Raw genomic sequence first — 24,804 nt, 5'->3', positions numbered from 1 at the left:
TAGTCGCGCACCTCCAGCGTCAAGACCTGTGGCCTGGGCCATTCCGACTGCTGGAGCCTCATGCCGCTGCGCCTGAGGACGGTGACCTCGTAAAGCATGCGACGGCTTGGCTCAAGCCAGCCCGGCCAGCTTGGCGGCGCCGACAACCAGCGCGGCGCCAGCAATGATCCAGACCAGGTTAGCGGGATCGGCATCCTTCCCGGCATGGTGGTTCAAAATACCTTTCGCAAAGCCTAGGGCGACGGGCGCCAAAGCGGCGGCCCTCAGGCCAAAAGGCAGAGTAACCGCCGCACACACCGCGCCGATCAATAGGTGAACACAGGGCGCCGCAGCTTGGAGGCGCCAGTTTTGTTGTTCGTCGGTTTTTTCCGCTGGGCCCGATGCCAAGACGACGGATGGATAAGACAGCTGGGTAACCATGGTGACGCTCCCCGGGTGTTGGGTGAAAAGCCAATGCAACTAGCTTTTGAAAATATACGCCGTTACGGCAGAGCTTTGCGAACAGGTGCGTAGCCCGTTTGCCCTATGCCCTATGCCCTAACACCCCGGTGCGCTGCGATAGCGCGACCCCAGGCGCTGGCGCTGCGGGGATCAGGTCGGTACACAACGCGCTTTCAACCGATCAAGGCCGCTGTAGCGCGGCGCGACCTGGTGCCCGAGGCAACAAGCGATCGGGCCGGCTGATGACCGCAATGTATACGCTCGACAAGACAGACAACCAGCACGGGGCACCTGCCCTGTGGTGGAATCTCTGATCGATGGGCGCTGCAGAAGGCGCTTGGGGCGGCGTTAGAAAAGTCCGTGGGTCGCAGCAAAACTCACCGCATGGGCGCGGTTGTGCACATTGAGCTTGCGATAGATGTTCTTGATGTGCGTGTTGACGGTTTGGCTGCCGATGCCAAGGCGCGTGCCGATGTCCGTGCTTGTGTGGCCCGCGGCGACGAGCGTGAGCACGGCTTTCTCACGCTCGGACAGTACGTCCCTGGCCTTGTGAGGGTTCGCCGCAGCAGGCGCGCTGCCCCCTGCGGGCTCGAATTTGCCCAGAAGCCTGCGCGCCAGATTCGGCGTGATGGAGGCGCCGCCATTGACGACCTGGAGCACCGCCTGGGGAAAGCTGCCGAACCAGGAATTTTTCACCAGGTAGCCGGTGGCGCCAAGCTCGAACGCTCTCAAGGCGTGCTGCGCGTCTTCCATCGCCGAAATGACAATCGCCTCGGCTGCGGGGCGCACGGTTTTGAGGTGCTCGATCAGGGCAAAGCCGGTGCCATCGCCCAGGTTCAGGTCCACCAGCAGGACGTCAAAGTCGCTCTGGCTGATCAGCTGGCGCCCTTCGCGCACGCTGCTGCCTTGCCCCACCAGGCAGACGCGCCGATCGGCCAGCAGTTCGCGGGCGATCTCGCGGCGCATGGGCGCATCGTCATCGACCAGCAGCACGCGCACCGGCTGCTCGGCCTGGCCGGTGAGAAATCCCGGCCACACGGGCTGCGCGGCGCCATGCGGGGTCAAATGGTAACTAGCCGACGGCAAGGCGCTCTTGATCAAAGAATCGGGGGGGCCCTTTTGATTCATTACAAATTTCCATACGTTTCCCGTAGATGGCTATCCAGCAGAATGTTTTTCGTGACCGTTCTACCGGCTGTCCGGCGCGCTCTGAACTCTGGATCGGAACGGGTAGTTTTCCAGCGAGAAAGGCTTGTCAATATCAAGGTGGTAACAAATTTATCCAAAAATACCATTGTATTTTTAGTGTTTCACTTTTTACCATTTTTTGCTTCAGCTTATTCCCGCTGTTAAAGCCCCTGAAACTCGTGACAAAGCTGCCTATTCAAGAGTGACACTGCGCAGACAGGCGCTGCAAGGACGAACGCGACCCGCTTTCATGGGGTGCCCCATCGGCGTGATTGGCGGCAAGCGCGGTCTTGACGAAACTGGGCTCGACCTCCCCCGGCAGGGGACCTGGCCGCCATGGAACCGGGCGTGCACCGGCCCTGTGCAGCGAACCCCTCCACACCGATGGACAAGGAAGTGCCCATGCTTTTTCCCAACCACCCCGTCAACTGGGACAACCGCGACTACCGCGCTTACTGCGACCACAGGACCCGCCAGAAGCGTCGCCTGCGGCTGCGCATGTCCATTGGCCTGGCGCTCGCGCTGATGGTGGGCATGGTGCTGGTGGCCGCCGGGTTTTCCACCGTGACCGTTTGGTGACGGCCCATAGCAAGTTGCAAAATCCTCCCGTCATGCGCCGTCCGTTTTGCGTCAGCCCGAAAGTGCATCATGGCCCATGACTGACCAACCATGACTGAAGCCGCGCCGGCCGGGCCGGACTTTCTGGCGCATGCGGGCCAGATGGGCGCGCGCATCAAGGCACAGGACTGGAGCGCACATCCGCTGGGCGCGCCCGAGGGCTGGCCCAGCGGCCTGAAGGCCGTGCTTGCGACCGTGCTGGGCAGCCCCAGGCCGATGTATGTCCTGTGGGGCCCGGAGTTTATCTTCTTTTTCAACGACGCCTACGCGCCGATGCTGGGCCAACACGGGGACGGCGCGATGGGTCGGCCGTTTGCCCGGGTGTGGCCCGAGCTGTGGGCCGACTTCGAGCCGATGCTGCGCCAGGCCCTAAGCGGCCAGGGGTCTTCCTACGACAACATGGCGCTCACCCTGGCGCGCCACGGCTACCCCGAGCCGACCTGGTGGACGTTTTCCTTTCTTTGCTTGCGCGACGAGCACGGCGCGGTCGTCGGCGTGCATTGCATCACCACCGAGACGACGGAACTGGTGCGCGCGCAAGCGCGCCAGGCGTTTTGGCTCGAACTCGCAGGCGCCCTTCGCGCAGCCGACACACTCGAGCAACTGAAGGCGGTGGCGGCCGAAAAGCTGGGCCGGTACCTCACGGTGAGCTGCGTCGGCTATGGGGAGGTTGACGTAGCGGGCGAGTGGATGCAGATTCATCACGACTGGACGGCCGGCGGTTTTTCCAGCGTGGTGGGAACCCACTGGCTTGACACGTATGGGCCCTTGATGATTGCCCAGTTGCGGGCAGGCCGAACCGTCGTGGTGACCGACAGCGCCACCGACCCGCTGACCGCCGGAACGGCCTACGCGTCCGCTTACCAGGCGGTCGGTACCCGGGCGTTCATCGATGCCCCGTTGATCAAGGACGGTCGCCTGGCCGTGATCTTTTTTGTGATCGATCCCCGGCCCCGCGCCTGGACGCAGGACGAGCAGGCGCTGGTCGAGGAAGTGGCCGAGCGGACCTGGACGGCTCTTCAGCGGCTGCAGGCAGAACTCGACCTGCGCCAGACCCACGAAGTGCTCGACCACCGCACGACCGAGCTGCTGCACACGGAAAATGCACTGCGCCAATCGCAAAAGCTCGACGCGCTGGGCCAGCTCACCGGCGGCGTAGCGCATGACGTCAACAACTTGCTGGCGGTGATCGGCGCCTCGGCCGAGCTGCTGCGCAGTCCCGGCCTGGCCCAGGACCAGCGGGGGCAGTACCTGGACCGGATTTTCGACACGGTCGCGCGCGCAGCCAAGCTCACCGGCCAGCTGCTCGCTTTTGCCCGGCAGCAGTCGCTCAGGCCCGAGGTGTTCAACGTGAACGAGCAGGTGCAAGGCGTGCTCGTTCTGGTGCGCCCGCTGATGGGCGAGCAGGTCGCCATCGAGCTGAAGGCCTGCGGGGTGAACTGCTGCCACGGCCAAGCCGACGTCAACCAGTTTGACACCGCGCTGGTCAACCTGCTCGTCAACGCGCGCGACGCCATGGACGCCCAGGGACGGATCACCGTGCAAGTGCAGCGGGTTGATCGTCTCCCGGCGGGCCCGGGCCGGGACATGCAGCCAGGCGATTTCGTGGCCATCTCGGTGCGTGACACCGGCTGCGGCATTGCCGCCGACCAGCTCGAAGCAATCTTCGAGCCGTTTTACACGACCAAGGAAGTCGGCAAGGGCACCGGCCTGGGCCTGAGCCAGGTGTTTGGCTTTGCCCGACAGTCGGGCGGCGAGATCGCGGTCACGAGCGCGCCGGGCCAGGGCGCGGTCTTTACGCTGTACCTGCCGTGGGCCGAGGAGGGCGCTGCGGCGCCACACGCCCGGGCAGCGCTGCCCGGACAGAACGCGGATGCACCGGGCCCCAAGGTGCTGGTGGTGGAAGACAACGACATCCTGGGCGAGATAACGTGCGAGATGCTGGCGGCACAGGGCTACCGGACGGTCTGGGCGGCCAGCGCCGCTGCGGCGCTGGCGCTGCTGGGCACGGACGGCGGCGGCTTCGAACTGGTGTTTTCCGACGTGGTCATGCCCGGCATGAACGGCATTGAACTGGGCCTGGAGGTGCGCCGGCGCTATCCCGGCCTGCCGGTGGTGCTCACCAGCGGGTACAACGCGGTCATGGCCAGGGAGGGGCCGTATGGGTTTGAACTGGTGCTCAAACCCTACACCCTCGACACCCTGGCGCGTGCCGTTGGCCAGGCCCTGGCAGGCAAGACTGGCCAGGGGTGATGGCGCCATGGAGCGGCATTCATTTTTTGATCTCCATGATCCTAAGAGCTGCAACAAAATGAATCCGACCCGGATAACTGTCACTGAATGCTCGACGACATCAGGAAAACACTCAGGCTGGGGCCGCCACAGGAAATGTACAGCGTAAGCCGGTCGAAAGGACCGCAGAGGCGAAATCCACCGCGATGGTGCGCAGCCGTGTGGTGTGCGATGACCCGGCAGGGCAGCACCTACCAAGCGCTCAATGGCCAGGCCATCGATGCACACTGCCAGATGGAAGCCCGCAGCGGCCAAGTGCCTCAATCTGGCAGCGACGCGACTGGGCTGGTCGAGCCCGGGCATTCACCGCTGCCTGAAAGTGGCTCGCACCATTGCCCATCCAGCGGGTGCCCACGCGGTGCAGCTCGCCCATGTGGCTGAAGCGGTGCAGTACCGCTGGGCGCTAAAAGGCAGCCAGTGAAACCCCGGCAGCAAAACCAGCGCGTTGAATCAAGGCAAAAAATTGAAACCATTGCCCGGTTGCGTCGCCTCACGCCAGGCAGTCAGGCATTTGACCCAGGCCGAGTAAGAAGCCCAAACAATCGCTACAAACCGATACTGGCAATGCCACAGGCCCTGCCGATGAGATTGACGCTGTCAACAAAACGGCGTTTGATGCTTCCATGTAGCGGCGGCTGGATTTTTTGTTGCCCAGCGTGTCCGATCGGCGTCCTTTTGCGCAGGGAAAAGGTGTGCCTTTTTATACCTTTGCCCTGCATCGAATGGAGGATTGATCATGGCTTCAAATTCGGACAACAAGGGCAAAGGTGAAAGCAGCGCGCAGGGTAGCAAGCCGTCCAAGCCGCGAGACGACGCCTGCGAGTGTCGATCGGGGCCGATTTTCGGCTCTGCGCTCATCAGTGGCGCGACGTTTACCAATAGATGGCTGCATTACGCCGAGGTGGACGGAAACGCGATGTTCGAGGGCGACATCGTGCTCGGGTCGGTGGCCGATGTTCAGGCTGACGAGGGTGGTAATCCGGTATTGTTTTCAGTCGGCATTACCGGCCAGCAGTTTCGCTGGCCGGGCGGGCGCATCCCGTTCGAGATCGACCCGGCACTTTCCAATCAGCAGCGTGTCACCGATGCAATTGCCCATTGGCATGCCAACACCGGCATCCGCTTTGCCCCACGCGCCGGCGAAGCGGACTTTGTGCGCTTTGTTCCTGGCGGCGGCTGCTCCTCACGGGTAGGGCGTATTGGGGGACGACAAGACATCACGCTGGGTACCAACTGCACGACGGGCAATGCCATCCATGAAATTGGCCACACGGTGGGCCTGTGGCATGAGCAGAGCCGCGAAGACCGCAACAATTTCATCAATGTGGTTTTCGCCAATATCGACCCGGCGATGCAGCACAACTTCAACCAGCAGATCTCGGATGGCGACGATCTCGGCGCTTACGATTTCGGCTCTGTCATGCATTACCCAGCGACTGCCTTTTCGATCAACGGCCAGCCAACCATCGTTCCGCGCCAGCCCTTGCCAGGGGGCGTGACAATGGGCCAGCGCAGCGGTCTTTCCACGGGCGACATCGACGGCGTGCGCATGATGTACCCCGGCCTGCAACCCACCATCAAAGAGATGGCGAAAGACCCGATCACCGATCCCGTCGGCACCTTCAAGGAGGTCCGCAAGGACCCCATCCAGGACCCGGTGACGATCAAGGAAATTCGCAAGGATCCGATCAGGGATCCGATCACCCTCAAGGAAGTCCGCAAGGATCCCATCCAGGACCCGGTGACGATCAAGGAAACGCGCAAGGACCCGATCCAGGACCCCGTCACCATCAAGGAAGTGGGGAGCGATCCGGGTTTCCCCGGCGGCGGCTTTGTGCCACGGCCCGGATTTGACACCGGACCCCGTCCTTTCGTGCTGGCGGGCGCAAGCCGCTTCATGCCGAGCGATCCCTTAATCGATGCCATGAACCAGGTGCAGCAACTGGCCGCCGCGCACACCGAAGCGCAGCAGCAGGCGGACGCGCTGGCAGCGGCCTATGAGCAGGCGGTTGAAGCGCTCGCGCAATGGCAGCAGGGGCAAACGTGAACTCCGGGACTCAGCCGTGATTCTCGTCGTGTCCTACCCGGGCGAAGAGCACACGGCCTTGGTGGTCGATCACCTCACGCGCGCGGGGCGTGAGGTGGTGCAAATCGATCTTGCCGATTTTCCAGCCCGGCGCGCGATCGAATTGAGCTGGAGCAACACCAGAAAACCGGAGTTCCTGATTGAGCATGACGGACGGCGGGTGAACCTTGCTGAGGCCAGCGCCGTCTGGTGGCGCCGAGTGGCCAATTTCGCGGTCGATCCTTCGATCGGCTACGGTGAACGCAGCACGTTTGCCCACAGCGAAACCTCCCAGGCTGTGTACGGCATGCTGGACTCGCTGTCATGCCAGTGGATGAATCCGCGCGAAGCCGATGCGGCTGCGCACCACAAGCCGTACCAGTGGACCGTCGCGCATGAACTGGGGCTGAAACTGCCGCGCACGCTGGTGACCACAAATGCACGGGCGGCGCGTGAATTCATCGAGAGCGTGCGCCCTGCCAAAGTCGTGTTCAAGGCGTTTCTTGCGGCAATTCAGGAATGGCGCGAGACGCGTCTGATCGAACAAGAAGACCTGGACCGGCTCGAACTGGTGCGCTACGCGCCCGTGATTTTCCAGGAGTACGTTCCCGGCGTGGATTTGCGCATCACCATGATTGGCAACGACATTTTTGCCGCCGAAATTGATGTGCGCAACACATCCTACGAGGTGGACATGCGGATGGTGGTGGGTGAAGGCATTGTCAACGCCGTCACGCTGCCAGACGCGGTACAGACAAAACTGCGCAAGCTCCAGCATAGACTCAAGCTCGTTTATGGCGCCATCGACATGCGCCGGACCGAGGCGGGTGAATATGTATTCCTGGAGGTCAACCCGGCCGGACAATGGCTGTTTGTTGAACAGCGTACCGGCCTGCCGATTGCCAGGGCGCTGGCGGATTATTTGTGTGTCGTGAGCGAAAACCATGACGCAACCCAACCGCGTGGAACCGCAACAATAGCCTATCCAAGAACGGAAAAATCCCATGACTCAATCCCGGCGCATCCAGGGTGAAATCGTTTTTCCTGACCATGCGGACAAGGGGATGGCCGCAAAAATTACCATTGAATTGCGTGATGTGTCCCTGCAGGACCAGGCCTCCACGGTTGTCGCGGCCATGACGCTGGACAAGGTTTCCGTCGGCCCCAATTACCGCGTTCCCTTCGAGTTCAATGCACCGGCGGTAGCCCCAAGCCGGTTGCTCACCCTGCGGGTGCAGGTCGATAGGCATTCAGGCCAGCGGCACGCGAGTGGAGATTTTCTTTCCACCAGTGCCCAACGTGTGCCTGCAGGGGGCGATGCGTGTGGACTGGTCGTGCCCGTGACAGGGGTTTAGGGTCAATACTGGGATCAAGGTGGCCCAAGTGACTCAAAGACCAGTTGGCCCGGGGAAAAAATCGGGAGGATGTCCTGATCGGCCAGGATGACGCTGCGGCATCAAGCAGCGCAGCGGCAGAGTAAAAAACAGGTGGCTTGAAACAAGCCACCTTTCTTGCATGGGGCCAAGCTGGTTTGAAATAAGTTCAAGCTCGATGGTCGGATTGACAGGTGGAAAGCTGTTGAACAGACGTGTCGGTGGACACTACAGATGATATTGCGTTGCCTGCCCGGGCATGGACATAGTAATGATTGCCGCAGGAGTTGACATGGCTGTACCTCGAGTCCAGAAGCTGGACGAGGCAACAATGCGCCATTTCTATTTTGGACAAATGCGACATTACTATTTAGCGCCTACATGATTACATTCCTCAAAACTTATCCTTATGTTAAGTATTATGAATATTCTTATATTATTTCCCGCGCACATTGTGTGACTCCGCTGTCGCTGTCGCTGTCGCTGTCGCTGTCGCTGTCGATAAAAATCTATTTCCCTTCGCGTCTTCTGATCGCTCTGGTAACCGCTTGCGCCAGCAGCGGGCTGGCCAGCTGGGATGCGGTCGCAGCGGCAGCCGCGGCTTCTCGGTCATGGCCGCGTGCCAATTCTTGCACCGCGACGCGTGCAAGCGCTGCCGCCTGGCGCCGCGCACGCCGGGAAATGGAGAAGTCGCTTCCGCAACGCGCGCACACATCCGCCTCGCCCAGACGCGCACGGCAAGCCAGACAGCGCTCCAGCGGTTCCAAGCCTTGCATCACTGGTCGAGGTAGTACAGCACGTCGGCCAATGCCGCCATGGCTTGTTCAAGTCCAGCCTCATCCTCAGCTGCGTCTGCGCCCATGGCGTCGCGCACGGCTTCGATGCTGTCGATCAGGTCTTCGCGGTCATCCGCGCCTGCGGTCTTCATTAGTCGCTCGGCCTTTTCAATCAAGGCGAGCGCTTCCACCCTGCTGCGGCGAAGTTCCAGCCGCTCAGCGTCTGGCTGCACATCATCCGCATCATCACTGCCATGTGCAGGCGACCAGGCATCGTCACCAAACATCGCTCGGATGCGGTCACGCGCCTGGTCGAGCTTGCCGTCTTCAAAGCGGGAAATCGCGTTGTCGATGGTGATGGCGTATTCCAGTCCGGTTTTCTTCTCGCTGGCGCGAACCTGAAGAATTCCGTTGATGTCGATAGAAAACTCCAGCACGATGGGGTTGCCGGACGGCACCTTGCGCAGGCCCTCGACCAGAAAGCGGCCGATCTCGATATTGTCGAGTGCGTCCGGGGCTTCGCCCTGGTACACCGTGACATCGACCTTATCCTGGTTGTCCACCAGGGTATAAAAGACCTCGCTGCGCGAGGCCGGTATCGGCGTATTGCGGCGGATCAGCGGAACAAAACAGTAGGGGTATTCCCGGCCATCGAGGAAGCCGAACGTGCTGGTGCCAAAGGTATAGGGCGTCACATCGATCAGCACCGTGGGCGATGCACCACCGGCAATGGTCTGGCCCTGAATCGCCGCGCCCATGGCCACGCACAAATCGGGATTGATTTCGCCATGGGGCGCAATGCCGGTCAGCGCCTCCAGCAGGCGCGACACCATGGGCGTGCGCGTGGCGCCGCCCACCAGCAGCACCTCGTCAAGATCCGAAACGGCCAGCCGGGCGCCGCTCAGTGCCACATGGACGGCATCCATGGTCTCGGAAATGTAGGGCTCGATCAACGCCTCGTACTCAACGCGCGAGATTTCAAGTGACAAGTGAACGGGCGCGCCATCCTTTTCGAATAAAAACTCCTCGGCCAGCGTCGCGTAGGGGCGGTCCGAGAGCGCAATCTTGGCCGCTTCCGCCGCACGCTGCAGGCGCGCCAGGGCAATCGGCGAGGCTGCTGCCGTTGCGGCATCGATGCCGTGGGCGCTGTCCAGGTGGTCCAGTGCGAAATCGACAATGCAGCGATCAAAGTCGTCGCCGCCCAGGCGGTTGTTGCCGTGGCTTGCCAGCACCTCGACTACATCGCCTTCCATGTTGACAATCGACACGTCGAAAGTGCCGCCCCCCAGGTCGTACACCAGCGCCTTGCGCGCCACCGTGCTGGCGGCTGAACCCGCCTCGGCACTGCGGTGCGCGCCGTAGGCCAGCGCGGCGGCGGTCGGCTCGTTCAGGATGCGCATCACCTCCAGCCCGGCGATTTCCCCGGCCTCACGCGTGGCCTGGCGCTGGGCATCTGAAAAGTAGGCTGGAACAGTGATCACCGCCCGCTTGACCTCCGCCCCCAGATGCGTTTCGGCCACCTTCTTGAGCCGCAGCAGGATCATCGCTGAAATCTCGGGCGGGCTGTATTGCTTGTCGCCCAGCTCCAGGCGCGTGGCCTCGCCCATGCGGCGTTTGACAGAACGAATCGTGCGCTCGGGGTGAAGCACGTACTGGTTGCGCGCCGCAGCCCCCACCAGCAAGGCGTTGTCGTCGCCCAGACCGACCACCGAAGGCAGCATCGGCACGCCATTTTCGATATCGATGACTTCAACCCGGCCGTTTCGGACAACGGCAATTTCGGAGTTGGTGGTCCCCAGATCTATTCCGACAATGGTGTCGCTCATATTTGGTTCTCCCTTTTATTCACGATGACTTCGGCCAGGCGCAGCAGTTCGTCGCCCTGCATATAGCCGCGCCGCGCCTCGCTGAGCACTTCGCCTGGGGCATGGTCCGCGTCAACGGCGGTCGCGATGGCGCGCATGGTGCTCGGGTCCAGCCGGCCCCCGACCGCTTCGATGGCGCGCACGCGCCGCTCCGAGAGGGCAGCGTCGAGCCGGCGCAGGGTCAGCGCGATACCTTCGCCCAGGCCCTGCGCCAGCCGGGTCTCGGCCGGTGCCAGGCGGGACAGCACACCGGGACGATAGGCACTGAAAACGCCCATGGCAGCGCAAATGCGGTCGCGAACTTCCAGCATCTCCAGCAACAAGCGGCGCTCGGTCTGGCGTTGCACGGTTTTTTCGGCTTCGCGGGCGCGCTCCAGGTCATGCGTGAGGCGGCGGTTCTGTTCGCTGAGCAATTCGGTGAGCGCGCGCATGTCGTCCAGCGCAGCCTTGAACTGGCGGGCCTCGGTCCGAACCTCGTTGCGCAGCACCGACAACTCGGAGAACAGCAGCGCTAGGTCCACCACCGGCCCGTCTCCAGTTGCGTCGCAAGCGCTGCCACCGGCTGGCTCCCAGTCCTCCAGGCAGGCCCGAAACTCATCGATCAGGCGCTCTTTCGCTTCAGCGTCCATCAGGGCCTCCTTTGAGCAGTCGCAGCAGGCTGGCAGTGTCGGGGCGGCGTGGAGAAAAATCGGACTGTAGCAAATGGAGCAATCCATTGAGGGTCGGGGGTTCTTGGTTAAACAACTCGTGCTCAAGCCGCAAGGGTGCACTTGACACCGCGTCAAACGCCCTGCGCACGGCGGCAAAGCGCTCGGCATCGCGCTCGGGCGGGTGCAGCCGCACGGCAGCGAGGTAGGCTGCGCGCACGGCGGCATCGTCGGCGCCATCGGCAATGCCCAGCACCTGGTATGGATCACTCATCGGTCAGGCTTCCTAGCCCTCGGGCGGGCGCTATGGGTTTGGCGGGCGGTGCCTTGTTGATGATCGTCGCGGGCTGGAACGGTTGGCCGAAAGGTCCGGCTACTTCAGCAACGGCCATATCAATGAGGCGACGCAACACTGCCTTTTTGTCGCCAGCACACTCCTTCTCAATCTGGCGGATCAGCGCATCGCCATAATTGGCGCGGGCCTTTTTCAAAAAGTCCTTGCCCCCATCGATCATGATCGTCTGTTCGAGCATCGCTCGAAACGCCTGCAGCATCTGGAGTGGCGGTCCATCCATAGAGGGTGAATCATCAACGCCCGGGCCTGGATCGTCGGCCTCGAACAGCGCCTCGATGCGTGCATGCAGTTTGAAATCCTTGTTTTTCTGCGCAAGCTCCCCCGCGCGTTCCAGATCATCGAAGTCGCGATCGGTCTCAATACCCCCGTTCTTGCCAAAGCGTGCGGCCACCGCGTGATAAACAAAGATGGGCCAGTCCGGCCAGCGCTTGCGTGCAGCAGTGGCGAACTTTTCAAGCAGATCGTGCTCCTGGTGGCGACTCCATGCCTCGCAGATTCTCACGCTTGTCTCGGCGTCGAACAACGGGCTCGAAGCCAGCGCCACCAGCGCCTTGCGCCACGCCACCAGCGGGTCTGCCCCTTTGCGGGCGATGAAGGGCTCTTGCTCCAGCACCTGCACCAGCCCCAAGACATCGGCTGGCGCCAGTGCTTTGGCTGAATCGATGCCTGCTTCACCAAGCCGCCAATTCGCCGAGGCCAAGTCCACACGGGGAAAGATGCCCTGCGCCTCCCGCAGCAGGCGCCAGCCAGCGGCCAACCCGCCGCCCCAGGTCGTCACGGCAAGTTGCGCCAAACGCAGCCGCTCGGGGCTTGCTTGCGGTTCGGTCCAGGCCAGCAGCAGGTGCAAGCGGCCCTGCTCGGCAGCGGCGCCCAGCCAGCTGCGCGCTTCTTCGATCTCCTTCTTCGCCGACTCCAGCTTGCCTGCTGCAATGTGTTTGCCGGCATGTGACAAATGGGCGTTGCCGAGCAGGGTGCGCACCTTGCGGTTGAGCGGATCGAGCGCCAGCAGACGACGTGCCGTGGTGGCCGCCTTTTTGAAGGCGCCAGCCGCCAGCGCGGTTTCAACCGCTTCGCTCAGCAGCGCCGCGCTGTCGGGAAACAGGCTCAGCGCCGCGTCCAGGCGTTCACGGGCTTTTTTCAAGTCCCCCTGGCGTCGAAAGTACGCAACCAGCCGAACATGCACATCACAGTCACTAGCATCAAACTCCAGGCTTCGCATCAAATACCCGGCGCCCGCCTTGTCGAGCATTCCTTCGCGCGAAAAATGCTCTTTCATGGTCGCCATGTGACGCAGCACCATCGCTGCGCGCTGGCGGTCATCGGTGTCTTTGCTGCTTGCCAGCATGTCCACCGCGTCCAGCCAATGCTCCTCGGCATGGCCCAGTTCCCCCTTGATCTCGACTGCTAGTGCAGTGGCGCACTCCTGCTGCGCCCGGGAGGGTTTGCCAAAGATCAGCGGGTTGTCGCAACCGCGCCGCGGTGCCCACGGAGCCAGCCATCGCCACACGCGCGTGGCAAGCGTTTCGGGCAAAACGCGCGCATTACGCTGCACCAGATCGAACAGCTCAGCGGGAGCCGCATCGGCCTTGGCACCCGCCAGCGCTTGCAACAAGCCTGCCCATGTGCGCGGGCAGCCCATCAAATCCAGAGCCATCAATTGCTGGCTGTTGTTGAGACGGGCCCAATGCGGCAGCCGCTCGGAACCGGACGCTGCCACGCTGCGCAAGGGCGCAGCGAGTGGCTCGAATGGGCCACCCGGCGGCACGCGCTCTATGGCTGCGCGCGCCGCCTCACGATCAGTCTCCCAAAGCACCAGCGCCTTGAGCAGCGAGCGCAAGTCGCGATAGGGGGAACGAAAGGAAATGCCTGCCAAGGCCTCTTCCAGCGCGGGCCCGTCCTGGCGGGCGTAGGCCGCCAAAGCCGCCAGGGCGAGCGGGCGATGTTGCAACAGCAGCGACCCGGCTGGCAGCTGCTTCAATACCGTGTCGTCGGCTGACAACACGCCGGGGGCCAACTGCGCTTCCAGGGCAGCGAGCCCGTCGTCGGTTTTGCCATCGAGTGCTGTGCGGCGCCTGGCGAGATAGCCCAGCACCTCGCTCACTCTGCCCTCGGCCACCAGCCAGCCTGCGTAGGGGCCTTCCCACAACGCCGTGTGGCAAACCTCGGCACGGCTGCGCCATAGCTCGATCGCTTCGCGTCGCATGCCTTTGTCGGCCAGTGCTTTTGCGCGTCCCGCATAGGCGCTGGCAAGCCCGGCCAGCCATTCGGGGCGCTGCTCGGTCTTGAGCAGGGTCTTGTAGCAGTCAACGGCATTACGAAAGCGGCCTTTCTCGAGATGCATCAGTGCCAGTGCCGCTTGCTCTTCGGGGAGGGCGGCATCGGAGATCGGCTTCTTGACGGGGCGTGCTGGGTTGCGGGACATGGATTGTGCTGATTTTGGAAACGACGGGCGGCTGAAGTCGGAGAATTCCGAATTCCAATTATGCCCACCGTAGTCTGCGCATGGCCCAAACCAAATCTGTCACTTTTAAACTTTCAATTGACACTGTGGACCGTCATTACCTGTTGCAAAACTCAGCAGCGATCCCCACGGACGTAGGGACAAATCGGGCAGTAATCATGTTAATTTTTTAACAATTTCTACTTATCTGATGCCTGACCAAGTATCCCGACATTCTCTGCACAAAACCACACTCCTTTGACAAAAGCCGCAAGGAACTGTCAGTGTGTCGAAGCGCTGCGCACAAACATTTTGTGCCGATCGTACTTGTGCTCATTTCAATACCTCCCAGTGACCGCCCTTTTGCGGGCCGACATGTTTTAATTTTCCGTCCTTGACCAGCCGGGCGCTGGCGCGTTCCACGGCGCTGAGCGATTTTTCAATCTTGGCTGCGACTTCGGCCAGTGTCATGGACGGGTTGGCCGCCAGGCATCGCAGGATTTCTGCCGGCGTTTTGACCGGCACTTTGACCGGCGTTTTCACCAGCGTTCCTACCGGCGTTTTGGGCGGCTCAACCACCTCGGGAAACGCAAACTCGACCCAAAATCCCGTGCTGTCGCATTCAAACCGTGGCGCAGGCGTGCCTTGCGCTTTGCAGGCGTTGCGAATCAAGTCAATGCCGCGCCCCCAGGATTCGATCTTGCCAGCGACAAACAGCACATTGGCTACATCCGGGTTGGCGGGCTGCGACGCATGCTTGGCGAGCAGGCGGTCCAGCGACCAGTCGGGTGGCAGCTGACCAGGGTTCCACAGCATCAGCTTGTCGTCATACACGCTGATTTGAACCGGGATGCAGGCCGCATAGTCCTTGTGCGCGATGGCATTGATCAGCGCTTCGCGCAAGGCCGCCTCGGGCACCGGCAGGCGCTCGAGCCGCTGCGAGCCTTGGTACGAAATGCCCGCCCGCAGGTATTTGGTCAGCAGCAGGTCGAGTGCTTTTTCCACCTGCGTGACCAAGTCGCCCTGGACCACGTCATGAAAGAGCAGGTCCGAGTCGGTGCGAAAAAACCCGATCTTCACACAGGCGCCCGTGGTGAACTTCTCGGGGTCGGCATGAAACAGCAGCGTTGCTGCACGCTTGAGATAAGGCCCTTCGAGCAGGTGCAGCTTTTCGATCAGCAAGGCATCGCTGTCAGCGACAAACGCAGCGCTCAATCGCCCGCTTTGGGCTGCCAGCGTGCGAAAAGCCTGAATCGCTGCCGGGTCCAGGTCTTTCACACCGACATGCGGTACCGGCACCCCGTCCCAGTGCCGCCCGAGCTTGCGCAGCAAAAAGCGGTCTAGCGCCGCGCCCTTGAGTTCTTGCTTGGTGCTGCCGCTGCGCAGGTGGTATTCCCCCTTGTAGCTGATGGGGCTGGGGTACGGATCCACCTCGATTTCCAGCCAGTCAAGCCCCGCTTGCGAGTGCAGGTTGACCGCCACCACGATGCCCAGGATGTCGCGCACCTTGTTTGGAATGTCTTCGAGCAGCCGGGCGGCATTGGCGATGCCGACCACTTCGCCCTGATCGTTCTTGCCGATCACCAGCGTGCCGCCCTCGGCATTGGCAAAGCCGCAGATCCACCTCAGGTACTCATCGCGCCAGGACTGCTTCCACTCGGTGTTCTGGCTTTCTTTCATACCAGGCAAATGCTGTGGGTCAGCAGCTCGTGCATCATCCATTTTTTAAGGTCGCGCATTTTTTTAGGGCAAACTTCGAGCGTGACGTATTTGGCGAACTGCATAACCACGACGAATATCTTGTACTGACTGGCGTCCATAGAACCGCGCAGTTCGACGCAGGACTGCCAAAATGAGAAATAGCATTCTGATTTTTTGGTGGTCATGAAAATCAATTTAATTGGAGAAGTCTGCACTGCTGTGACTGACGACATCAATGACGACACTGAGGCGATTCCAGGTGCCCCTGATCGACTTTTACAGTCGCGTTACGGCACTTTTAAACTGAAATCGTTAACAGGTCGAAGCGAATGAGTTCATTGAGAATTCCAGCCTAACTTGAGCCTTCCGAGGAACGAACCAGACGCATCTCTCCACGCGGCTTTTCTGAATTGGGCGTGCTGCCTTTGCGGCCGCCATTCAACAGGTTCAGCATGAGGTTAAAGGTCAGTGCGTCAATTTCCTCAATGGGAATGAGCAGTTCGTCGGCCACGTCGAATTTCGAAACGCCCTCCTCGCGCAGCGCCTTGAATACCTTTTCGAGGATCAACGACTTCTCGTGGGTGGCCTCTTCAGGCTCCTTGGTACGGTAGCCGGCTTCGGCCAGTTGAATGCACAGCGTCCGGTAGACCCAGTCCGACGTCATACCCAGCGCATGGAGTCGGTAATTCAAAGCCGCGACCGAAACTCTCCAATAGTGTTTTGCGCGCACCAATCCGGGAAGAGTAGCAACGCGCGGTGCGTTGGCCAGCACGCTCTTTCTGGGCATCAAAAACGCCGAGGCAAAGGCATTGGCTTCGCGCTCGAGCTCTGGCCCCTGCGTCTGGCCGTGGCGATGCAGGACCAGGTGTCCGAGTTCGTGCGCGGCATCGAACCGGCAATGCTCGGCGGACTTGAACGTGTTAAGGAACATGAAGGGTTTGCCGCCATGCCACATCGAAAATGCATCGACCTCCTTGGCATCGACCGCCAGGGAAAAGACGCGCACCCCCTTGGACTCCAGAAGGGTGATCATGTTCTTGACGGGCAACTCGCCCAGACCCCAGTGCGACCGGAATGCCTCGGCCGCCGCTTCCGGGCCATTGGCGGTCGACTTCGAAGGGAAAGCAATCTTCTCCTCGTAAGTTTCTCGTCGGGACGGGTCTGTCAGAACGCCAGGCTCGCGGCCCAGATCGGGAAGGTTCGGCTCGGGCAGGTTGAATTTCTTTTCAAGCCATTCGTTGAGCAGCAACCCAATCGAGCCCGACCCCAGTGCCGAGTCGCGTTGGCGCGCGCTCATTTTTGACATGGAGCGAAAACTTGCAATGCCCATGGTCAGCTCTTCAGGATCGGCCGCATAGAAAAACGCTCGCGGGAAGTTCAGCGCTTTCGTCATCCGCTGAACGTTGGAGGGCTCGGGCTCCTGGTCACCCTTTTCATAGGCAGATACCGAGCGCTCGCTCACGCCGATGCTTTCAGCAATCTCCCGTTTGGTCAGGCCTCGCCGGCGCCGGGCGAGCGAAAAACGTTTCGGATTAAACATTCAGGGCCTACGCTGCCTTGCGAGTGATAAGTATGTCGTCTTCGGGAAGCTGGGGCATCAGCATGGGCATGGGATCGTTGTCCAGCGAGATGGCGCCCAGCAAGATGCGCTCGGACCATCCTGTCACGAAGCGCTCGGTGTCATCAAAGCCGTTGGGACGCGACAGCTCCAGCCGAATTGCGCTAGCGCAGCGGTGGTGCAGCAGTATCCAGGTATCGGCGGGGACGATGCTTTCTGGCACGGTAGGGACTGTTTCGGGAAAAAAATCAGCCGTCTGATTGTCTTTGACGGCCTTGGCCGTGCGCGGGCCTTTTTCACTTTTGTTCGATGGAACGCGCAGCCGGTCACCCGTTGCTTCGTTGCCAGAGGCCACAGCAATGCTCATGTTCAAGCGAGGATTGAAGACCAGCTCGTAGTTGCCTTCATTTCGCACTTCCCAGCCACGAGGCGCCAAAAAATCGCGAAGCGCAGCGACCGTTTCAGCCGTCAAGACACCATAACGATAAAGAAGCGGATGGTGAGATGTCAGGCGCGCAAAGTACATATGGGCCTGGACCAGCGCATCGGTCAGCACCTGTCGGTCCAAATCAAGGCTCGCCAAGCGGACATCGACGGTTTCTGGTTCATCGAAAATGATGGGTGCGAGCATGGAAAGCTTCCTGAATTGACTTCCGATAATCTTACCGCAATTGAGGCTATGAAACCGGAAGCCAGCAGCCGAATTCGCCCAACTTATTTTGAGCAAGCGCAATACCGCTTGACGGTAGCCAGTGAGAGGCCCCAGTGCTCTGCAGTCTTTGCCAGGCTCACGCCGCCCTCGCGTCGCCACCGGGCCACCTCGCCGGCGTCGGCCTTGGCAGGGCGACCCAAGCTTAACTTGCCACGGTGCGTCATACCCGTACGCGTCAGCGACTCTCTAGCCACCTGCCGGCCAGCGGCGGTGCGCTCGGCAATGCGCTGGCGCTCCATATCGGCCACTTGCGCAAGCACGGCCAGGATCAACTCGCCGGCGCCCTTGGCCATCACGCCTAGGCCCTGCACGTGAACGGCCACGCCCTTACCCAGCAGGAAGCGAACCGTTGACTGGACATCCAGGGCATCGCGTCCGAGCCGGTCGACCGCGTAGACATGCAGCGTGTCGCCCCTTCGGATGAAAGCCAGCAGCCTGGCAAAGCCCGGTCGTTTTGCCGCCAAGATGGCGCCGCTCACCCCGACATCATCAAATTCTTCATCAAAGCTGCCACCCATGGCCGCGCGCTGCGATGCGATGCTCTGGTCCGAGGTCGAGACCCGGTAGTAGGCGATGTTGCTCATTTCTGGCTCAAAAGCTAGTTCGCCAACTATAAGCCAGGCTCAAAACCCGTTTCAGTGTCTTTTAAACCCATATTTTGGAGGCTCTTTAGGCTGGCTTAAAAGTTACAAGTTCTGAGCCAACCACCTTGACCGAAGTCTTATCCCGTTCTGGAGCTTTTGAAGCTTTCATCAGCCCAGCCTTGGGGCAAGGCATACTTTGCGCATGCGCCTGAGCCAATTCATCAAAGACAACATCGAACCCATCCTGCTTGAATGGGAAGCCTATGCCCGCACCATGATTCCGCCTGCGGAGACCATGTCTGTTGCCGAGCTTCGGGACCATGCGCATGACATCTTGCTCGCTGTCGCCCAGGACATGGACACGGCGCAGTCCGAGGACGAGCGCCAGGCCAAGTCGTTGGGCCGGGGGAAACCGCCAGCCCAAGCGTCGTTTTCTGCGATCCATGGACAATTGCGCCAGCGCTCGGGCTTTGACCTCATCCAGCTGGGCGCCGAGTACCGGGCGTTGCGGGCAACCGTTCTTCGGCTGTGGATGCACACCGTGGACACGGTCGATGCGGCCAAGCTCGAAGAGATGACTCGTTTCAATGAAGGCATCGACCAGACGCTGGCCGAAGCCCTGGCGTCCTACTCGGAGCTTGTTGCCAACTCCAGGGACACCTTTCTTGCCGTCCTCGGGCATGACCTGCGTAATCCGTTAAGCGCGCTGAGTTCGTGCATTGAGCTTCTTGCCCGAACAGAGGAGCCGGCTAAGAAGGGCAATACGGTTGAAGTTGCCAAGCGCAGCCTCAACGCCATCAACACCATGGTGACGGACTTGCTGGAGTACACGCGTACGCGGCTGGGCCGCGGAATCAAAGTCAGCCCGAAACCGGGCAACTTCGCCGCCTTGTGCCGGCGCACTTTCGAGGAGGTCTGCTTTGCCCATCCCAAGCGAGCGCTGAGGTCCGAAATTCCTGAGGCTGTTCCCCTGACATTTGATGAACCCCGGATGCGCCAGGTGCTGACCAATCTGCTCGGCAACGCCGTGCAGCACGGCGATGCAGCGTCTCCCATAATTCTTGTGGTTCAGAGTGATGATGAAGGGGTGACGGTGGTGGTGAAGAACCAAGGCGTGCCGATACCGCCAGAAGCGATGCAGGTCATCTTCAACCCCTTGGTGCAGGTGGCCAGCAAAGAATCAGAGTTACACGAGCGCCCCTCGACCAGCCTAGGGCTGGGCCTGTTCATTGCCCGCGAAATCGTCACCGGGCATAGTGGAAGGATTGCCGTGACCTCCACGGCCAAGGAGGGCACCGCATTTACTGTGCACCTGCCCCGTACTGCTGCGTAACCCCGGGTCGGCAAAGCGAGCGCAGCAGCAAGCGGATCCATCAGCGCTGCTCAGGCGTCATCAGGCATTTTCCAGAACAACCCTTGCCGAGCCTGCGTCCGTGGCGCTGATGGGTGCCTTTTTTGAAATCCCCATATAACAATAAAACCCATTCTTGGCGCACGAAGTGACGCCAGTCGCTCGACATCAATGCTTGGCCAGCAGATCAAATCTCACAAGTTTTGAGCCATCGCACTGACCAATTGATGACCTTCATACGGCTTCCCGCAAGCGCGTTCAAACATGGTGGCAAGCTTTTCGGCCAGCGGCGTCAAGGGCAGGGCGCTGCGCCTGACCAGTACGATGTCGGGACCGGCCAGCGCTTCGATCACCGGGATTTCCTGCAGGGATGTTTTGAAGATGGCACTGCTCACCCACTGCTGGGGCAAGAATGCCAGCGCGTCGGTGGATGTCAGCAAAGCCACGACGGGCAGCGTGGTCAGCGTCTGAGTGACTGATTTGGGTGCGGGCAGGCCGTGCACTGCGAACTGCTCCTCAAACTCGACCTCGACCGGCTGGCGCAAGCCCGTCATGATCCACTGGGCATTGATCAGCCCGCGCAGGCTGCGCACACCGGCCAACGGATGGCCTCGGCGGCCCACAACCGCGCGTCGATTTTGAAACAGCAGCTGCACGGCATAGGAATGATCCAGTTCGCCCAGCGGGCGTGGCCCGACATAAAAGTCGAGGCTGCCATTTCTGAGCTGCGGCTCCAGCGCCGGAAACAGCCCTTCCGTCAGACTCACATGGGCATCGGGAAACTGTTTGCGAAACAGCGGGTACACCTCGGGCACCAGCGATAAAAACACCGCGCTGGACAGACCGGCGCTGACCTTGCCGGCGACGCCCCCCTTAAGCTGCTCGATCTCCTGCCGTCCGCGTTCGACGTCTTGCAGGATGGAGCGGGCACGTACCACGAACGCCTGGCCATAGACGCTGAGCGACACGCCCTTGCCGTGCCGCTCCAGTAAGGGAACGCCCAGCTCCTTTTCCAGATCACGCAGGCCGCGCGTGATGGCCGGCTGCGCCAACCCTTGCGCGCGCGCCGCAGCCCGGATGCTGCTGGCGTCGGCCACGGCGACCAGATTGCGCAGTTGGTGTAATTTCATAAGTGATGCCGAACGGGTATCAAAAGTCCTATTTTGCCTGTTTATTGTTTTGTTGATCGACATCAATAATCGCCACATTGCTAAGTGGTAATCAATTACTGGAGACAAAATGAAACGTCGATCATTCACTTTTCTGGCCGCCGGCATGGGCCTGAGCCTGCTGGCCAACCCGGGCTGGGCGCAGTCCTTTCCCGCCCAGCCGGTGCGCATCATTTCCCCCTTTCCGGCGGGCAGCGGGCCCGATGTGGTGGCCCGCATCGTCGGCGAGAAGCTGACGGCCAGCTGGAAGCAGGGCGTTGTGGTTGATGCTCGGCCGGGCGCCAATGGTTTTCTGGCCATCGGCGCGGTCAAACAGGCGGCGCCCACGGGCTACGACCTGCTGATCGCCGACGTCGGCCACTTGTCCATCAGCCCCTCGCTGTTCAAAAAGCTGCCCTATGACCCGAAGCTTGACTTCGTTCCGGTGGGCGGTGTGTACCGCACCTCGTTCTTTGTCGTGGTGGCGGCCAACAGCCCGATCCGCACGGTCAAGGACCTGATTGCCGCCGCCGCCACGCCGGGCAAGGTCACCTACGGTTCGAACTCGATCGGCGGTCCTTTGCACCTGGGCGCCGCGCAGTTAGAGGCGGCCAGCGGCACCAAGATGACGCATGTGCCCTACAAGGAAATCTCGCAGCTCTACATTGCCGTGTCCACCGGCGAGATCGACTGGGCCATGGGCAGCATGGCCAGCGCCGGCCCGCTGCTCAAGGCGGGCAAGGTCCGTTTCATCGCCGTGGCCGATGATGTCCGCTCACCCAGCCTGCCCAATGTGCCGACGCTGGAAGAGTCGGGCGGCCCGAAGGGCGTGAAAGCGCGCACCTGGGTGGCCTTGATGGCACCCAAGGGAACGCCTGCAGCCGTTATCAACACACTGAACCAGAGCCTAAACGATGCGCTCAGGCAGCCTGACGTGGCGGAAAAATTCGCGAACTTCGGCTTCGTGCCGGATCCGACCACGCCGGCGGCGCTCGCCAGCCTGATCGACAGCGATGCCGTGGTCTATGCGGCCATGGTCAAGCGCACCGGCGCCAGCGTTGACTGACAACAGGAGCCAAGCCATGAAAAAAACAACCGACGTTGCCATCATCGGCGGCGGACCGGCCGGCCTGATGCTGGCCATCGAGCTGGGCTGCCGGGGCGTGGACTGCGTGGTGCTGGAGGAAGACATCGCCGCGCCCGATTTCCCCAAGGCCAACGCCACCTCGTCGCGCACCATGGAGCATTACCGGCGCCGGGGTTTCGCCGCACAGATCCGCTCGCTGGGCCTGGCCGAAGACCATCCGCAGGACGTGATCTACTGCACCACGCTGGTCGGCCATGAACTGACCCGGTTTGCGATTCCGTCGCGCAGCCAGGCGCTGGCCCGGACGTCGTTTGGCGACTACGGCGAGGAATCCTGGCCCACCCCGGAGCTCCCACACCGGGGCCAGCAGATGCTCATCGAACCGGTGCTGCGGGCGCAGGCGCAGCAATACGACAGCGTCCACCTAATGCTCGGCTGGCAGGCGCAGTCGCTGGCGATGGATGACGAACAGGTCACCATCGTGTCCCGGCATGCGCACAGCGGCGAAGCGTTCGAGATGCGCGCGCGCTACGTTGTCGGTTGCGACGGCCCGCGCAGCCTGGTGCGCAAGACCTGCGGCATCCGCTACAGCGGGCAAAGCGACGAAGCGCGCGACTTTTTCGGCGGGCAGATGCTTTCGGTGTATTTCACCTCGGCCAGCCTGTACGATGTACTGGACAAGCCGCGTGCCTGGATGTACTGGGCCGTCAATGCGGTGCAGCGCGGCCTGCTGATCGCCATTGACGGGGTGGACCAGTTCTTGTTCTGCCTGCAGCTGGCGCCCGGTCAAAGCCCGGAATCGGTGGACTACAAGGCGGCGATGTTCGCGGCCATCGGCAGCGAATTTGCGTTCGAGCTGATCGCCACCGGTCCCTGGCATGCCGGGTTCACGCTGGTGGCGGACCAGTTCTCCAAAGGCCGCGCCTTCATCGCCGGTGATGCCGCGCACCTGTTTACGCCCACCGGCGGCATGGGTTACAACACCAGCGTGGACGATGCGGTCAACCTGGGCTGGAAGCTGGCGGCCGTGGTCAAGGGCTGGGCCGGCGAGGAACTGCTCGACTCGTACGAGGCCGAGCGCAAGCCCATCGCGCAGCGCAACACCACGTTCGCCCGCGCCATGGCCGACAGCATCGGCGGCATCAAGGTGCCGCCCAATGTCGATGCCGAGGGCCTTGATGCCGAACGCGTGCGCCAGCAGCTCGGTGATGCCCTTCACCGGCATGTGCGCAACGAATTCAACATTCCTGGCCTGCAGCTGGGCCTGCGCTACGAGGGCAGCCCCATTGTGGCGAGCGAAGCGGGCGCGCCAACGCTTGATGAGCCCAATCACTACCTTCCTTCGGCGCGCCCTGGCGCGCGCGCACCGCATATCTGGCTGGACGGCGCCTCCATCTTCGACCTGTTCGGGCGCGATTACACCCTGCTGTGTTTTACCGCCAGTGACCACAATGCCCCGCCCGCCGATGCCCTAGCCTGGCAGGCTGCTGCCGCAGCCATGAATGTGCCGCTGGCACTGGTGTGCTGCAGCAGCCTAGACGCTAGAGCCCTGTACGGCGCCGACCGGGTGCTGGTCCGGCCCGACCACCATGTGGCCTGGCGCGGTGATGCCAGTGCCGACGCCCCAGCCTTGCTGGCGATGGCCTGCGCCCGGGAACGCCATCGGGCCCTGCAGCCCATTGCCGCATAAACCTTTGATTAATCCTTTTTCATCGACCCAACACGGAAAGCATCGACATGCGTTTTTTAAATTTCAAACAAGATGGCCGCAAAGGAATGGCCGTTGCCGACGGCACGCAGTTTCGAGGGATTTTCAGCACCGACGCGGGCTTTCCGGGTGACCTGCAGTCCTTGCTGGCCCAGGGGCCGAAAGCGCTTGAGAAGGCCGCCGAGGCGCTGCGCCAGGGACCGGTGATTGACCTGGACAAAATCACTTACCTGCCGCCACTGGAAAACCCGGGCCGTATCTTCTGCATCGGCCTGAACTACGTGGACCATTCGGTCGAAAGCGGGTTTGCCGTTCCGACCTACCCGGCGATTTTTTCGCGCTTCGCCGCCAGCATGACAGGCCACGGCCAGCCCATCGTGCGCCCCAGGGTGTCCACGCAGCTCGACTACGAAGGCGAACTCGTTGCCGTGATTGGCAAGGCCGGGCGCTACATCGCCAAGGACCAGGCGCTCGACCATGTGGCGGGTTATTCGATCTGCAATGACGCGTCGATCCGCGACTACCAGTTCAAGTCTGCCCAGTGGACGATCGGCAAGAACTTTGACGACACCGGACCGTTCGGCCCGCACTTTGTCACCAGCGACGAGCTGCCGCCCGGCGCTGCCGGCCTGAAGATCCAGACCCGGCTCAACGGCGTCGTTGTGCAGGACGCTTCGACGTCGTCATTGATCTTCGACGTGGCCACGCTGGTCAGCCTGCTCAGCGAAGCGGTGTGCCTGCAGCCCGGCGACGTGATCGTCACCGGCACCCCGTCGGGCGTCGGCCTGGCGCGCAAGCCGCCGCTGTTCATGAAGCACGGAGATGTCTGCGAAGTCGAAATCGAAGGCATCGGCATTTTGCGCAACCCGGTGGTGGACGAGCAATAAATCAAGCG

22 protein-coding genes are annotated in these 24,804 nt (G+C 61.7%); 10 read left to right on the top strand and 12 right to left on the bottom strand.

Going from position 1 to position 24,804, the window contains the following annotated elements:
- Positions 1-111 precede the first annotated feature (111 nt).
- Positions 112-420, bottom strand: coding sequence for a hypothetical protein (locus tag EC86_RS0125295; RefSeq protein WP_029528517.1), 309 nt, complete (start codon positions 418-420; stop codon positions 112-114).
- 369 nt (positions 421-789) lie between these two features.
- Positions 790-1,569: a response regulator transcription factor gene (locus tag EC86_RS0125290; RefSeq protein ID WP_029528516.1), complete on the bottom strand. Its 780-nt coding sequence runs from the start codon at positions 1,567-1,569 to the stop codon at positions 790-792.
- Positions 1,570-2,031: 462 nt separating this feature from the next.
- On the opposite strand from EC86_RS0125290, the gene EC86_RS0125285 reads away from it, so the two are divergent.
- The 6 genes from EC86_RS0125285 (at position 2,032) to EC86_RS0125265 (ending at position 7,959) form a co-directional block, all read left to right on the top strand.
- Positions 2,032-2,208: a hypothetical protein gene (locus EC86_RS0125285; protein ID WP_156955525.1), complete on the top strand. Its 177-nt coding sequence runs from the start codon at positions 2,032-2,034 to the stop codon at positions 2,206-2,208.
- 90 nt (positions 2,209-2,298) lie between these two features.
- Positions 2,299-4,500, top strand: a complete 2,202-nt coding sequence (locus tag EC86_RS0125280) for a hybrid sensor histidine kinase/response regulator (RefSeq protein WP_051676406.1) — start codon at positions 2,299-2,301, stop codon at positions 4,498-4,500.
- Between the two features lie 259 nt (positions 4,501-4,759).
- Positions 4,760-4,960 carry a magnesium chelatase subunit ChlI family protein gene (locus tag EC86_RS28315; RefSeq protein ID WP_232230065.1) on the top strand — a complete coding sequence of 67 codons (201 nt, stop codon included), beginning with the start codon at positions 4,760-4,762 and terminating at the stop codon, positions 4,958-4,960.
- A 315-nt stretch (positions 4,961-5,275) separates the two neighbouring features.
- The gene (locus tag EC86_RS0125275) at positions 5,276-6,586 is read left to right on the top strand and encodes a M12 family metallopeptidase (protein WP_029528513.1); all 1,311 of its coding nucleotides are present in this window, start codon (positions 5,276-5,278) and stop codon (positions 6,584-6,586) included.
- A gap of 16 nt (positions 6,587-6,602) precedes the next feature.
- Positions 6,603-7,637 carry an MvdC/MvdD family ATP grasp protein gene (locus EC86_RS0125270; RefSeq protein ID WP_198026923.1) on the top strand — a complete coding sequence of 345 codons (1,035 nt, stop codon included), beginning with the start codon at positions 6,603-6,605 and terminating at the stop codon, positions 7,635-7,637.
- Entirely contained in the window at positions 7,609-7,959 is a 351-nt protein-coding gene (locus tag EC86_RS0125265) for a YbaY family lipoprotein (protein WP_084181782.1), read from the top strand. Before EC86_RS0125270 ends, EC86_RS0125265 begins: the two co-directional genes overlap by 29 nt.
- A 793-nt stretch (positions 7,960-8,752) precedes the next feature.
- Here EC86_RS0125265 and EC86_RS0125260 read toward each other — a convergent pair.
- From EC86_RS0125260 to EC86_RS0125220, 9 genes are all read right to left on the bottom strand, one after another.
- A complete protein-coding gene (locus EC86_RS0125260) occupies positions 8,753-10,579 on the bottom strand; it encodes an Hsp70 family protein (RefSeq protein ID WP_029528510.1) in 1,827 nt (608 codons plus the stop codon).
- Complete coding sequence (locus EC86_RS0125255) at positions 10,576-11,247, bottom strand: nucleotide exchange factor GrpE (RefSeq protein WP_029528509.1); 672 nt, start codon at positions 11,245-11,247, stop codon at positions 10,576-10,578. The genes EC86_RS0125260 and EC86_RS0125255 overlap by 4 nt, the downstream gene beginning before the upstream one ends.
- A complete protein-coding gene (locus EC86_RS0125250; protein ID WP_029528508.1) occupies positions 11,237-11,539 on the bottom strand; it encodes a hypothetical protein in 303 nt (100 codons plus the stop codon). The genes EC86_RS0125255 and EC86_RS0125250 overlap by 11 nt, the downstream gene beginning before the upstream one ends.
- A complete protein-coding gene (locus EC86_RS0125245) occupies positions 11,532-14,042 on the bottom strand; it encodes a tetratricopeptide repeat protein (protein ID WP_029528507.1) in 2,511 nt (836 codons plus the stop codon). The genes EC86_RS0125250 and EC86_RS0125245 overlap by 8 nt, the downstream gene beginning before the upstream one ends.
- Before the next feature lie 351 nt (positions 14,043-14,393).
- A complete protein-coding gene (locus EC86_RS0125240) occupies positions 14,394-15,740 on the bottom strand; it encodes an ATP-binding protein (RefSeq protein ID WP_029528506.1) in 1,347 nt (448 codons plus the stop codon).
- A complete protein-coding gene (locus EC86_RS29320; protein ID WP_156955523.1) occupies positions 15,737-15,946 on the bottom strand; it encodes a hypothetical protein in 210 nt (69 codons plus the stop codon). Before EC86_RS29320 ends, EC86_RS0125240 begins: the two co-directional genes overlap by 4 nt.
- Positions 15,947-16,113: 167 nt before the next feature.
- Complete coding sequence (locus tag EC86_RS0125230; RefSeq protein WP_029528505.1) at positions 16,114-17,301, bottom strand: helix-turn-helix domain-containing protein; 1,188 nt, start codon at positions 17,299-17,301, stop codon at positions 16,114-16,116.
- 7 nt (positions 17,302-17,308) lie between these two features.
- Positions 17,309-17,950 (bottom strand): hypothetical protein, encoded by a 642-nt coding sequence (locus EC86_RS0125225; protein ID WP_029528504.1) that lies wholly within the window; start codon positions 17,948-17,950, stop codon positions 17,309-17,311.
- 83 nt (positions 17,951-18,033) lie between these two features.
- Positions 18,034-18,615 (bottom strand): recombinase family protein, encoded by a 582-nt coding sequence (locus tag EC86_RS0125220; protein ID WP_029528503.1) that lies wholly within the window; start codon positions 18,613-18,615, stop codon positions 18,034-18,036.
- A 202-nt stretch (positions 18,616-18,817) separates the two neighbouring features.
- Between EC86_RS0125220 and EC86_RS0125215 the strand changes: the two genes are divergently transcribed.
- On the top strand, positions 18,818-19,948 hold the full coding sequence (locus EC86_RS0125215) for a sensor histidine kinase (protein ID WP_029528502.1): 1,131 nt from the start codon (positions 18,818-18,820) through the stop codon (positions 19,946-19,948).
- Between the two features lie 212 nt (positions 19,949-20,160).
- On the opposite strand, the gene EC86_RS0125210 is transcribed toward EC86_RS0125215, so the two are convergent.
- Positions 20,161-21,243 (bottom strand): LysR substrate-binding domain-containing protein, encoded by a 1,083-nt coding sequence (locus tag EC86_RS0125210; protein WP_232230064.1) that lies wholly within the window; start codon positions 21,241-21,243, stop codon positions 20,161-20,163.
- On the opposite strand from EC86_RS0125210, the gene EC86_RS0125205 reads away from it, so the two are divergent.
- From EC86_RS0125205 to EC86_RS0125195, 3 genes are read left to right on the top strand one after another with little or no spacing between them, the layout of a single operon-like run.
- Positions 21,206-22,180 carry a Bug family tripartite tricarboxylate transporter substrate binding protein gene (locus EC86_RS0125205; RefSeq protein WP_029528500.1) on the top strand — a complete coding sequence of 325 codons (975 nt, stop codon included), beginning with the start codon at positions 21,206-21,208 and terminating at the stop codon, positions 22,178-22,180. The genes EC86_RS0125210 and EC86_RS0125205 overlap by 38 nt on opposite strands.
- A gap of 16 nt (positions 22,181-22,196) precedes the next feature.
- Positions 22,197-23,891 (top strand): FAD-dependent monooxygenase, encoded by a 1,695-nt coding sequence (locus EC86_RS0125200; protein ID WP_029528499.1) that lies wholly within the window; start codon positions 22,197-22,199, stop codon positions 23,889-23,891.
- 47 nt (positions 23,892-23,938) lie between these two features.
- Positions 23,939-24,796 (top strand): fumarylacetoacetate hydrolase family protein, encoded by an 858-nt coding sequence (locus tag EC86_RS0125195; protein WP_029528498.1) that lies wholly within the window; start codon positions 23,939-23,941, stop codon positions 24,794-24,796.
- The last annotated feature ends 8 nt before the right edge of the window (positions 24,797-24,804 follow it).

The sequence above is a fragment of the Polaromonas glacialis genome, from assembly GCF_000709345.1.
Lineage (GTDB): Bacteria > Pseudomonadota > Gammaproteobacteria > Burkholderiales > Burkholderiaceae_C > Polaromonas > Polaromonas glacialis.
Note: the sequence above shows the minus strand (reverse complement) of the source record. Positions and strands in the feature narration are given on the sequence as shown.